The sequence below is a fragment of the Dyella sp. KRB-257 genome, assembly GCF_049445995.1.
Taxonomy (GTDB): domain Bacteria; phylum Pseudomonadota; class Gammaproteobacteria; order Xanthomonadales; family Rhodanobacteraceae; genus Dyella_A.
Window position 1 is genome coordinate 229,552 of sequence record NZ_JBMSDZ010000003.1, and the last position, 11,963, is coordinate 241,514.

12 protein-coding genes and 2 pseudogenes are annotated in these 11,963 nt (G+C 66.8%); 10 read left to right on the top strand and 4 right to left on the bottom strand.

Going from position 1 to position 11,963, the window contains the following annotated elements; genetic code table 11:
* Positions 1-115 precede the first annotated feature (115 nt).
* Together ACO2Q2_RS03860 and fghA are read left to right on the top strand one after the other, a co-directional pair.
* Positions 116-865, top strand: a complete 750-nt coding sequence (locus ACO2Q2_RS03860; protein ID WP_423254451.1) for an SDR family NAD(P)-dependent oxidoreductase — start codon at positions 116-118, stop codon at positions 863-865.
* A gap of 76 nt (positions 866-941) precedes the next feature.
* Positions 942-1,790, top strand: a complete 849-nt coding sequence (fghA, locus tag ACO2Q2_RS03865; RefSeq protein ID WP_423254452.1) for an S-formylglutathione hydrolase — start codon at positions 942-944, stop codon at positions 1,788-1,790.
* 141 nt (positions 1,791-1,931) lie between these two features.
* Here fghA and ACO2Q2_RS03870 read toward each other — a convergent pair whose 3' ends face one another.
* From ACO2Q2_RS03870 to ACO2Q2_RS03880, 3 genes and pseudogenes are all read right to left on the bottom strand, one after another.
* Positions 1,932-3,281 carry a DEAD/DEAH box helicase gene (locus ACO2Q2_RS03870; RefSeq protein WP_423254453.1) on the bottom strand — a complete coding sequence of 450 codons (1,350 nt, stop codon included), beginning with the start codon at positions 3,279-3,281 and terminating at the stop codon, positions 1,932-1,934.
* A gap of 171 nt (positions 3,282-3,452) precedes the next feature.
* Positions 3,453-3,827, bottom strand: a complete 375-nt coding sequence (locus tag ACO2Q2_RS03875; RefSeq protein WP_423254454.1) for a M4 family metallopeptidase — start codon at positions 3,825-3,827, stop codon at positions 3,453-3,455.
* A gap of 26 nt (positions 3,828-3,853) precedes the next feature.
* A pseudogene (locus ACO2Q2_RS03880) lies at positions 3,854-3,919 on the bottom strand (hypothetical protein); the annotation flags it as partial.
* A 212-nt stretch (positions 3,920-4,131) separates the two neighbouring features.
* On the opposite strand from ACO2Q2_RS03880, the gene ACO2Q2_RS03885 reads away from it, so the two are divergent.
* The 6 genes and pseudogenes from ACO2Q2_RS03885 (at position 4,132) to ACO2Q2_RS03910 (ending at position 7,600) form a co-directional block, all read left to right on the top strand.
* Entirely contained in the window at positions 4,132-5,364 is a 1,233-nt protein-coding gene (locus ACO2Q2_RS03885) for an MFS transporter (RefSeq protein ID WP_423254455.1), read from the top strand.
* A 37-nt stretch (positions 5,365-5,401) separates the two neighbouring features.
* Positions 5,402-5,887 (top strand): FKBP-type peptidyl-prolyl cis-trans isomerase, encoded by a 486-nt coding sequence (locus ACO2Q2_RS03890; RefSeq protein WP_423254456.1) that lies wholly within the window; start codon positions 5,402-5,404, stop codon positions 5,885-5,887.
* A gap of 142 nt (positions 5,888-6,029) precedes the next feature.
* A complete protein-coding gene (locus ACO2Q2_RS03895) occupies positions 6,030-6,218 on the top strand; it encodes a hypothetical protein (protein WP_423254457.1) in 189 nt (62 codons plus the stop codon).
* A 44-nt stretch (positions 6,219-6,262) separates the two neighbouring features.
* Positions 6,263-6,382 (top strand): annotated as a pseudogene (locus tag ACO2Q2_RS03900) (group II intron maturase-specific domain-containing protein); the annotation flags it as partial.
* Entirely contained in the window at positions 6,361-6,627 is a 267-nt protein-coding gene (locus ACO2Q2_RS03905) for a helix-turn-helix domain-containing protein (RefSeq protein WP_423254458.1), read from the top strand. The pseudogene ACO2Q2_RS03900 and the gene ACO2Q2_RS03905, both read left to right, overlap by 22 nt.
* Entirely contained in the window at positions 6,617-7,600 is a 984-nt protein-coding gene (locus tag ACO2Q2_RS03910; protein ID WP_423254459.1) for a type II toxin-antitoxin system HipA family toxin, read from the top strand. Before ACO2Q2_RS03905 ends, ACO2Q2_RS03910 begins: the two co-directional genes overlap by 11 nt.
* 108 nt (positions 7,601-7,708) lie before the next feature.
* On the opposite strand, the gene ACO2Q2_RS03915 is transcribed toward ACO2Q2_RS03910, so the two are convergent.
* Complete coding sequence (locus ACO2Q2_RS03915) at positions 7,709-8,092, bottom strand: DUF302 domain-containing protein (RefSeq protein ID WP_423254460.1); 384 nt, start codon at positions 8,090-8,092, stop codon at positions 7,709-7,711.
* A gap of 141 nt (positions 8,093-8,233) precedes the next feature.
* Between ACO2Q2_RS03915 and ACO2Q2_RS03920 the strand changes: the two genes are divergently transcribed.
* Positions 8,234-8,860, top strand: coding sequence for an HD domain-containing protein (locus ACO2Q2_RS03920; protein ID WP_423254461.1), 627 nt, complete (start codon positions 8,234-8,236; stop codon positions 8,858-8,860).
* Positions 8,861-9,186: 326 nt separating this feature from the next.
* The gene (locus ACO2Q2_RS03925; protein ID WP_423254462.1) at positions 9,187-11,664 is read left to right on the top strand and encodes a type I restriction-modification system subunit M; all 2,478 of its coding nucleotides are present in this window, start codon (positions 9,187-9,189) and stop codon (positions 11,662-11,664) included.
* The last annotated feature ends 299 nt before the right edge of the window (positions 11,665-11,963 follow it).

An 11,963-nucleotide genomic window follows, 5' to 3' on the forward strand; every position in this document is an offset into this window, starting at 1 on the left:
CGGGGGAACCTCGGGGTGGCACGCCGGACGGCATGCGGGAGAATGGGCGCTATTGTAGCAGTCCGCGGGCGTGTGGCCCGCCCGGTAAAACGTTCAAGGCACAGGAGATTCAGGCATGGCAAAGCGTCTGGTGGGAAAGGTCGCGCTGGTGACGGGCGCCTCCTCGGGCATCGGTGAGGCGACCGCGATCGCGCTGGCGGAGGAAGGCGCGCGCGTGGCGGTGACGGCGCGCCGCCGCGACCGGCTGGACCGGCTCGCCGTGCAGCTGACCGCACTCGGCGCCGAGCCGCTGGTGCTGGAGGCGGACCTGCTCGACGAGGCCGAGGCGCAGCGTGTGGTGCGCGATGCCGAGGCGCACTTCGGACGTCTGGACGTCCTCGTCAACAACGCCGGCGTGATGTACCTGGAGCCGGTCGCCGAGGCCGACCTCGGACGCTGGCGACAGATGCTGGAGCTCAACGTGCTCAGCCTGATCGCCTCGACGCAGGCGGCGCTGGCCGGCATGACCGCGCGCGGCGACGGCCACATCGTCAACATTTCCTCGACCGCCGGACGCGTGGCCAACCCCAACGCCGCCGCCTACTCGGCGACCAAGTTCGGCGTGGTGGCGTTTTCCGAGGCATTGCGGCGCGAGGTGTACCAGCACGGCATTCGCGTGAGCGTGATCGAGCCGGGCGCGGTGCAGACCGAGCTGCGCGAGCACATCGGCCATGCCGCGACCCGGGACGCGCTCAACGCCTGGGCCGACTCCATGCGCCAGCTGCAGTCGCGCGACGTCGCCGAGGCGATCGCGTTCTGCGTGACGCGCCCGCCGCACGTCAACATCAACGAGATCCTGATGCGCCCCACCGACCAGGAGCGCTGAGAGCCTGACGCGGGGTTGGAGCGTCCGCCCGTGCGGCTGATGATCGACATCTTGCGGTGATTCCATGGAGGTGGTGATGGACGGTTTCGAGACTCTTTCCGAGCAGGCCTGCTTTGGCGGCGTGCAGGGCTTCTACCGGCACGCCTCGACCAGTTGCGCGGGGCCGATGCGCTTCGCCGTGTACCGGCCGCCGCAGGCGGTGCAGGGCAAGTGTCCGGTGCTTTATTACCTGGCCGGCCTCACCTGCACGGAAGAAACCGCCACGATCAAGGCCGGTGCGCAGCGGCTCGCCGCGCAGTTCGGCCTGGTGCTGGTGATGCCCGACACCAGCCCGCGCGACACCGGTATCGAGGGCGCCACCGGCGACTGGGAATTCGGCGAGGGCGCGGGCTTCTACGTCGACGCCACGCAGGCGCCCTATGCCGGGCGCTTCAACATGCATCGCTACGTGGTGGACGAACTGCCGGCGCTGGTCGCACGGCATTTCCCGGTCGACGCCACGCGCAGCAGCCTGTTCGGCCACTCGATGGGCGGCCACGGCGCGCTGACCATCGCGCTGCGCTACCCGGAACGCTACCGCTCGGTCTCGGCGTTCGCACCCATCGTCGCGCCCAGCCAGGTGCCGTGGGGGCGCAAGGCGCTGCCGAAATACCTGGGCGAGGATCGTGCGGCCTGGGCCGATTACGACGCCTGCGAACTGGTCCACCGGCAGACCTTTGCCGGCACGATCCTGATCGACCAGGGCGAGGCGGACAAATTCCTCGAGGCCCAGTTGAAGCCCGAGCTGTTCGACCAGGCCTGCGCCGAGGCCGGCCAGCCGCTGCTGCTGCGTCGGCATCCCGGCTACGACCACAGCTACTGGTTCATCAGCACCTTCATGGAAGACCATCTGCGCCATCACGCCAAGGCGCTGGGCCTGCTGTAGGAGCCCGCTCGCGGGCGATGCCCTGGCTCTGATGTCACATCAAAGCCAAAAGCATCGCCCGCGAGCGGGCTCCTGCTGCTGCCATCACGGACAGCAAAAGGGCGGCGCCGCGAGGCGCCGCCCTTTCGCATTGCTCGGTGATCAGGCCTTGGCGGCCGGACGGCGCGAGCGGCGCCGCGAGCGGTTGCCCGCCGCGTGCTCGCCACTGGCCTGCTGCACGTGACCGTGCGGGCGGTGCGAGGCGCCGCTCTTGCCGTTGCCGGCTGGGCGGCCCTGCTGCGGGCGCTGCGACTGGCGGCCCTGGCGCTGGTTGCCCTGCACCGGACGCGGCGCGCCGGCGTCCAGCCGCAGCGGCGCGGACGGCTCGAAGCCTGCCACCGGGGTGATCGCGATGTCCTGCTTCACCAGCATGCGGATGTCGCGCAGCAGGCCGGATTCGTCGTGGCTCACCAGCGACACGGCCAGGCCCTCGGAGCCAGCGCGACCGGTGCGGCCGATGCGGTGCACGTAGTCCTCGGCGACCATCGGCAGGTCGTAGTTGATGACGATCGGCAACTGATCGATGTCGATGCCGCGCGCGGCGATGTCGGTGGCCACCAGCACGGTGACGCGGCCGGTCTTGAAGTCGCTCAACGCGCGGGTGCGGGCGTTCTGACTCTTGTTGCCGTGGATCGCCGCGGCGCGGATGCCGGACACGTTGAGGTAGGTCACCAGCTTGTCGGCGCCGTGCTTGGTGCGGCTGAACACCAGGCTCTGGCGGCGGCTGTCCTGCGACAGCATGTGCAGCAGCAGGTCGCGCTTGCGCGCGGCGTCCACCGGATGCACGTGATGGCTGACCAGCGGCGCGACCGTGTTCGGCGGGGTCACCGACACTTCGCGCGGATCGGTCATGAACTGCATCGCCAGCGCCTTGATCGGCGCGGCGAAGGTGGCCGAGAACAATAGCGTCTGGCGCTTCTGCCTGGGCAGCGCGTTGACGATACGCTTGAGCGCCGGCATGAAGCCCATGTCGAGCATGCGGTCGGCCTCGTCCAGCACCAGCGTGTCGATGCCGGTGACGTCGATGGTGCGCTGCTGCATGTGGTCGATCAGACGGCCCGGGGTGGCGATCACCACGTCGACGCCGCGGCGCAGCGCGTTGATCTGCGGACCCATGCCGACGCCGCCGAAGATGGTGGTGGTGGCCACGCGCACGTACTTGCCGTAGTCGCGGAAGTTCTCGTTGACCTGCGCGGCCAGCTCGCGGGTCGGGGTGAGCACCAGCACACGCGGGCGGCGCGTCTGCGTGTCGCCGCCCTGCAGCAGCTTGTGGATCACCGGCAGGGCGAACGCGGCGGTCTTGCCGGTGCCGGTCTGCGCGGCGGCAAGCAGGTCATGGCCGGCGAGCACCAGCGGGATCGCACTGGCCTGGATCGGCGTGGGCTCGGTGTAGCCCTGGTCGGCAAGCGCGCGCAGCAACGCGGGCGCAAGGCCCAGCGATTCAAAAGACATGGAAACTCCTGGAGTGTTCTGCTGCGCTCCCTGATACCGCGCGGCAGACGATGAATTCGACGACCGCACATCGAAAGCGATGGCTGGCCGGGTGCCGTGCGCGCTACCGGGGTGGGGGAAAGGGCGAGGGCCTGGCCATCGCCGCGATGTCCGCAAGGGAGTCGGGGGCGTCTACGAGCCGGTGTAGTGTAGCCGATCCGGCGGGGGCGTGCTTGCGCTGCAGCAAGCGGCCTGCCGACCCGCCGTTGCGCCGACGTCCGTCCGCTGGCGCGGCGTATTGCCGGTGTGACACCGCCATCGGGGTCCGGCAGGAGAGTGGTACGCCATCCAGCGTCGCCGCCGTGGTCGTGGGGTGCAGGTGCAGTAGGCCTTGTTGTAGATGCCGCTGGAATAGTGCACGTCGAGCGTGCTGGTGTAGTTGGCCTGGTTGTCGATCGAGCGGCCATCCAGCGTCGGGTTGCACATGCAGCGCAGCGCAGTGCCGTTCTTGAAGATCTCCGCGCCCACCAGCCAGTGGTTGCTGTCACGGTCGTAGTACTCGGCCACTTCGCCGCCATGTCCGAAAAGGCCTCGTTCATGCCGCCGGACTGGCCGGAGTAGGCGAGGTTGGAGTGCTGCTCGGTGAAGCCGTGGCTGATCCGCCGGTGCGTTTCTGGTGCAGGTTGTAGGTGGCGACATCAGTGTTCTGCATATAGCAGGTGCTGCCCGGCTGCTGCACGCTCAGCGCCGCATAGTCGGTGCCGTATCGGTCGAATTTGTCATTCCGTGCGCGTGTCATTCCGTGCGCTCCGCCCCGGCGCCGGCTGCGTGCTAGCCTCCTCTGCTGCCCAATCCGGATCAGGAGCATGGAATGTCCCTCGTTGCCGCGCTGCGCGGACTCGACACGACCCAGCGCCACACCGTGCTGGCCAGCTTCCTCGGCTGGACACTCGACGCCTTCGATTTCTTCCTGCTGGTGTTCGTACTGGACGAGATCGCCGCCGAGTTCCACGTCGGCCATACCGAGGTCACCCTGGGCATCCTGCTCACGTTGGCGGCGCGGCCGATCGGCGCGCTGATCTTCGGGCGGCTGGCCGACCGTTACGGGCGCAAGCCGGTGCTGATGGTCGATGTGCTGATGTTCTCGCTGCTGGAGCTGGCCTGCGCCTTCGCACCGTCGTTGACCGCGCTGCTGGTGCTGCGGTTTTTCTTCGGCATCGCGATGGGCGGCGAGTGGGGCATCGGCGCCTCGCTGGCGATGGAAACTGTGCCGGCGAAGGCGCGCGGCGCGGTGTCTGGCCTGCTGCAGAGCGGCTATCCGTGCGGGTATTTCCTGGGGGCGCTGGCCTACTGGCTGGTGTTCAGCGTGTTCGGGCTGGGCTGGCGGGCGATGTTCGTGGTGGGCGCGCTGCCGGCGCTGCTGGTGCTCTACCTGCGCGCCAGGGTGCCCGAGTCGCCGACCTGGCAGGCGGCGCGGGAACAAGGGCCGCGCCGCGGCGCGCTGGCGGCCATGCAAGGCAACGGCAGGCGGCTGCTCTACATGATGCTGCTGATGGCGGCGTTCAACATGTTCAGCCACGGCTCGCAGGACATGTACCCCACCTTCCTCAAGTCACAGATGCACCTCGATGCGGGCACGGTGGCCGTGCTCACCATGCTGCTCAATGCCGGCGCCATCGTGGGCGGGCTCACCTTCGGCAGCTGGTCGGAGCGGGTGGGACGCCGTCGCGCGATGGTGGTGGCCGCGCTGCTGGCGCTGCCGTGCATCCCGTTGTGGACGTTCGGCGGCTCGGTGGTCGTGCTGGGCATCGGCGCGTTCCTGATCCAGGTGATGGTGCAGGGCGCCTGGGGCGTGGTGCCCACCTACCTCAACGAACTGGCGCCGCACGACGTGCGCGCCACGCTGCCCGGCTTCGCCTATCAGCTGGGCAACCTGCTCGCGGCGGGCACGGCGTCGATCCAGGCCTGGCTGGCGGCGCGGCACGGCGGCAACTACGCGCTGGTGATGGCGGGGTGGATGGCGGCCGTGGCGCTGCTGCTGGCGTTCCTCGCCTGGCGCGGGCCGGAAGTGCGCGGGGTGTCCTTCGAGCCGGGCCGCTCCTGATAGAATCCGCGGTTTGCAATCGCACAAGAGACAGGCAATGAAGGCTGGCAAGGATAAGGTGATCTCGCTGCACTACACCCTCACGGTGGACGGCGAGAAGGTCGAGAGTTCGCACGACCGCGACGAGGCGCTGTGGGTACTGCTCGGCCACGGCCAGCTGATTCCGGGGCTGGAGGCGGCACTGGAAGGCCACGAGGCCAGCGAGTCGCTGCAGGTAGACGTGGCTGCGGCCGACGGTTACGGCGAGCGCCAGGACGGCCAGATCCAGCGCGTGCCGAAGAAGTATTTCCAGCAGGCGAACAGGCTCAAGCCCGGCATGACCACGGCGCTCTCGCTCAAGCAGGGCGGCCAGCGCGTGGTGACCGTGCACAAGGTCGGCATGACCACGGTGGACGTCGACCTCAACCACCCGATGGCCGGCAAGACGCTGCACTTCGACGTCACCCTCAACGAAGTGCGCGACGCCACCGAGGAAGAGATCCAGCACGGCCACGCCCACCCGCCGGGCGCCGAAGCCCACTGAGCGCGGGCTTCAATCAGTGAAAGCAAAACGGCGCCTCGGGCGCCGTTTTTCGTGTGCGTCCGGCAGGACGCACCTGCTTGGAGGTGAAAGTCCTCTATGGACCTGGAGAAGTTCTTCGACCGGGTCAACCACTTTCATCCTGATGTCGCGCGTCGCCCGGCACGCCGACGACGAGCGGGTGCTCAAGCTGATCCGCCGTTATCTGGAAGCGGGCCTGATGCGTGAGGGGGTGGCCGCGACGCGGAACAAGGGCACGCCGCAAGGCGGGCCATTGTCGCCGTTGCTGTCGAACATCCTGCTCACGGACTGGGATCGCTGGGCTACACCCTGACGAATGCGGGTGGTCGGATCAGGCTCAAGGTTGCGCCGGAAAGCGTGACGCGTCTGACCGGCCGCGTACGTGAGCTGTTGCGGCAGGGGCGCGGGCGCAGCCTCACCCATACCATCGAGACCCTCAATCCGGTGCTGCGTGGATGGATCGGCTACTTCCAGCTCAGCGAGAGCAAGATAGTCTCGGCCAGCAGCTGCGTCTGCTGCGCAAGCGACGTGGCCTCACCCAGGCTGCGCTGGCCACGCGAGCCGGCATGCCGCGGCCCAAGATCGTGCAGATGGAGCAGGACCGGGGATCGATCGCGTTCGGAAGCTACGCCCGGCTCGCCGCCGCCCTCGATGCCGCCCTGAAGGTGGACATCGCGCAGCGTCCGACGCTGGAGGAGCTGGGGGACATCTATGGCGAATGAGCCGGTGGCCGTCGCCAGCGCGCGCGTGCTGACCCCGCAGGGCGTCAGTGGCGAGCTCTACCACGAAGGCAGGCAGTACGCGTTTGCCTACACCGGCACCACGCCGGACGTGGCGGTGAGCCTGACCATGCCGGTACGGCGCAGTCCGTACACGTCCTCCTCCGAGCTGCTGCCGATCTTCCAGCAAAGCCTGCCGGAAGGTTATGTGCTGGAGCAGCTGCGCCTGCGCCTGCGCCTGGTCAAGCTCACCCAGCTCGATCCCATGATGCTGCTGGCGATCACCGGCCAGAGTGGCACCATCGGTCGCCTCGCCGTCGATGCGCCCGCGGTCGACCGCCTGTTGCAACGTAGCCGCGAGCCCGAGCGCGGCGAGCGGCTGGATGAGATCCTGGCCTGGGACGGCGCCGAAGACCTGTTCACCGAACTGGTCGATCGCAAGCCGCTGGGCTTCGAAGACATGGCCACGCTGATGGGGCTCGGTACCGCGCAGAAATACCAGGGCAGCTACGAGCGCCTGACCAGGGTCATCGGCAACAACTGCCTTGCAGAACAGGTGCGCCCGGCGCTGGCGCAGCTGTTCGACATGGTGGTGCTTTGCGTCATCGTGGGAAACGGCGACGCGCACCTGAAGAACTTCGGCCTGCTCTACACCCACCCCGCCAGCGATGACGCGCGCATGGCGCCGGCCTACGACATCGTCAACACCACCGCGTATCTGCCCAACGACACGCTGGCCCTCACGCTGGGTGGCAGCAAGAGCTTTCTCGCAGCCCGACAACACCTGCTGGAATTCGCCGACCGCTGCCAGGTGGACGATCCCCGCGAACGCATCCGGCAACTGCTCGAAGCGGCCCACCAGCAGTGCCTGCAGCACGCCGACCTGCTGGTCGAGGTGCCGCAGGTGCGTGATGCCCTGCAGCGCGATATCCGGCGGATGGAACCGGGTTTCAGCCAGCCGCTGCGGGCGGTTTGAAGAAGGCAGTGCCTCGTCGTCGCGCGCTTGGCGACGCCAGCAAAACCAGCACATCGGGAGTCACGGCCACCGATTTCCACGAACCGGGCCGTGCCGGAGCCAGCCCCATCACGCCGCCTCGTCGATGATCGCCTTCATCGTCGCCTCCACCCCGCGCGCCGCCTCGGCGATGCGCGCGTCGCTGGAGATCAGAGCAAGCTGGTCGGTCGGCGGCACCATGCCGATCCACGTCGCGCCGTCCTGCTCGTACACCGACACCCGGCACGGCAGCGCCATGTTCAGCGTCATGTCCATCGCCAGCACCTCCGACGCCTGCTTCGGATTGCACACCTCCATCACGATGCAGCCGTTGGCCAGCGCAAACCCCTTGTCCGCCAGCGTCTGCTTGAAGTCGTAGGTGTGCAGCACGCCGAAGCCGTGCGCCTTCACCGCTGCCTGCATGGCCTCGAACGCCTGCGCCACTGATTTGGACGTCTGTTTCTTGTAGATCATCACGTTGCTCCTCAGGGATAGGGGGAGAGCATGGAGCGCCGCTCGGGATGGTTCTGCCAGCCGCCACTTCCGGCGGAGCTCTCAAACGGTGCGATGCTCATCAATCAGCATAGTCCCGTTGACCCACCCAAGGAGCACCGCATGGCCGCACTCACCGACCGTTTTGCCCGCGCCGTGGATTACGCCCGCATCGCGCACGCCGCGCAGTTCCGCAAAGGCTCCAACATTCCCTACATCTACCACCTGCTGGGCGTGTCCAGCCTGGTGATCGAGTTCGGCGGCAACGAGGACCAGGCCATTGCCGGGCTGCTGCACGACACGCTGGAAGACTGCGGCGCCGCGCACGAGGCGATCATCCGCGCGCAGTTCGGTGAGGCGGTGGCCACCATCGTGCGCGACTGCACCGACGGTACCGCCGAGGGCAAGGCGAAACACACCGACCCCGAAGCCAAGCGTCGCGACTGGATCGAGCGCAAGCGCGCCTACCTCGCCCACCTGCGCACGGCCGACGAGCACACCCTGCTGGTGAGCGCCTGCGACAAGCTGCACAACGCCCGCGCCATCGTGCAGGACCTGGAAGACACCGCCGTCGGCACCGCGGTGTTCGATCGCTTCACCGGCGGCCGCGACGGCACGCTCGGCTACTACCAGTCGCTCGCCGAACTGTTCACCGCGCGCGGCGTGAAGGCTGCGCCCGTGCTGGATGCCTTGGTGGGCCGCATGCATGTGCTGGCAGGCGCCGCAGGCGCGGGTAAAGTGCTCGGCTAAATCTCCAAGGTCAGAGGTTCGGACATATTTTGATCGCACGGTCCCTCTGCGCAGAAGACCGGCTCGCGCTTGGCGTCACAACGAGCCTGCGTGTCGAACGCCTGCACGAGCGCCACCTTGCCTATCTTTCGGCCCATCGCGACAGGTTTCAGGCAGCCGAAGGCTAGCCAGAAAGCCCGGGCGAAACCGGTTTGCCGCTTGGGCCTTTGGCGCTCGGGGTGAACTGTGTAGTCTTCTGCGGTTCGGGCACGTTCGGCCGGCGATGCACGCGCCGCGCACGGCCTGGGGGCCGCCCGTACTGCAGAATTACATTCCACTGGTAAGCAATGGCCATCAAGAAATCCGAACTCTATTCGTCCCTGTGGGCCAGTTGCGACGCCTTGCGCGGTGGCATGGACGCCAGCCAGTACAAGGACTACGTGCTGGTACTGCTGTTCATCAAGTACATCAGCGACAAGTACGCCGGGGTGCCGTTTGCGCCGATCACCGTGCCGGAGGGCGCCAGCTTCAAGGACATGGTGGCGCTCAAGGGCAAGAGCGACATCGGCGACCAGATCAACAAGAAGATCATCGCGCCGTTGAAGGCGGCGAATCGCCTGTCCGAGATGCCGGATTTCAACGATCCAAACAAGCTTGGTACCGATAAGGAGATGGTCGAGAAGCTCACCGACCTGATCAGCATCTTCGAAAACAAGGCGCTGGATTTTTCGAAGAACCGCGCCGAAGGTGACGACATCCTCGGCGACGCTTACGAATACCTGATGCGCCACTTCGCCACCGAGAGCGGCAAGAGCAAGGGCCAGTTCTACACGCCGGCCGAAGTGAGCCGGATCATGGCGCAGGTGCTGGGCATCCGCGGGGCGAAAAGCAGCAACGCTACCACCGTGTACGACCCGACCTGTGGCTCCGGCTCGCTGTTGCTGAAAGTGGCCGACGAGGCGCGCAGCAAGCTCACCCTCTACGGCCAGGAAAAGGACGCCACCACCGCCGGCCTGGCGCGCATGAACATGATCCTGCACGACAACGCCGAGGCGAACATCGTGCAGGGCAATACGCTGGCCGACCCCAAGTTCATGGACAAGGGCAGCCTGCGCACGTTCGACTACGTGGTGGCCAACCCGCCGTTTTCCGACAAACGCTGGAGCACCGGTCTCGATCCGCTCAACGACCCGCACGAGCGATTCGCGCCGTTCGGCACGCCGCCGGCCAAGCAGGGCGACTACGCCTACCTGCTGCACATCGTGCGGTCGCTCAAGAGCACCGGCAAGGGGGCCTGCATCCTGCCGCACGGCGTGCTGTTCCGCGGCAACGCCGAGGCGGAGATCCGCCGCAACCTGGTGCGCAAGGGCTACATCAAGGCGATCATCGGTCTGCCGGCCAACCTGTTCTACGGCACCGGCATACCCGCCTGCATCGTGCTCATCGACAAGCAGGATGCGCAGGCCCGCAAGGGCATCTTCATGATCGACGCCAGCTCGGGCTTCGCGAAGGACGGCCCCAAGAACCGCCTGCGCTCGCGTGACGTGCACCAGATCGTCGACGTCTTCAGCAAGCGGCTGGACGTGCCCAAGTACGCGCGCATGGTGCCGTTCGCCGAGATCGAGAAGAACGACTACAACCTCAACCTGCCGCGCTACATCGACAGCCAGCAGGCCGAGGACCGGCAGGACATCGAAGGCCACCTCAAGGGCGGCATCCCGCTGGCCGACGTCGAGGCGCTGCAGCGCTACTGGCAGGTCTGCCCGGATCTGCGCAAGGCCCTGTTCAAGCCCAACCGCCCCGGCTACGTGGATCTCGCCGTGGACAAGGCCGCGATCAAGCCCACCATCTACGAGCACCCGCAGTTCGCCGCCTTCGTCAGCGGCATGAACGCCCACTTCGCCAGTTGGCGCCAGCGCAGCGCTGCCACGCTCAAGGCACTCGATGCGGGTTGCCACCCCAAGGACGTGATCGCCGAGCTGTCGGAAAACCTGCTGGCGCATTACGCCGGCCAGCCGCTGATCAATGCTTACGACGTTTACCAGCACCTGATGGACTACTGGGCCGAGACCATGCAGGACGATCTGTACCTGATCGCCGTCGACGGCTGGAAGGTCAGCACCTACCGCGTGATCGAGCAGAAGAAGAACAAGGACGGCAAGGTCACCAAGGAGGTCGACAAGGGCTGGGCCTGCGACCTGCTGCCCAAGCCGCTGATCGTGGCGCGTTACTTCGCCGCCGAGCAGGCCGCCATCGACCAGCTCGCCGCCGATCTCGATGCCACCGATGCGCAACTCACCGAGATGGAGGAAGAACACAGCGGCGAAGACGCCGTGTTCTCCGGCTTCGACAAGATCAACAAGGCGGCGGTGAAGGAGCGTCTCGACGAACTCGCCGAAAACCAACCCGCCCCGCCGCCGTCATCCCGGCGAAAGCCGGGATCCAGTGCCTCCGTTCCAGACGACAGCGATGCGGCTGCCGAAATCGCCGTGCTCAAGCAATGGCAGAAGCTGGATCGCGAGAAGGCAGCCCTGAAGAAGGAGCTCAAGGACGCCGAGGCGGCGCTGGACGATGCGGCCCTTGCCAAGTATCCGCAGCTTTCAGAGGCCGAGATCAAGACGCTGGCGGTGGACGACAAGTGGTTGGGCGCCCTGGACGCCGCCATTCATGGCGAGATGGATCGGATCAGCCAGGGACTGACACGGCGCGTGCGGGAGTTGGCCGAGCGCTACGAGGCACGATTGTCGCAGGTCATGGATCTCGTTGCCGAGTCGCAGGCCAAGGTTGATGCGCATTTGGAGAGGATGGGTTTTTCATGGAAGTGAGAGAGGCTTCGGGCCCTTACGCCCGTTTGTCTGCGCCGCGAGTCTGTCAGGCGTTGCCTGGATACAAGCAAACTGAAGTCGGCGTCATTCCGGAGGAATGGAGTAGCCCGAAGATAGAATCCCTTGTTGACGAGATCTCGATGGGGCCATTCGGTTCGGACATAAACCTGACTCCGTGACCTCTCCCTGCCAAACCGCACCACACAGCCACCTGCACGAGCCCGCCCGCTCACCCATCGGGTGAGGCCCGCTGTCGGGTATGCTGCGGCTCGATCTCGTTGCCGCGCCGTTCGCTCATG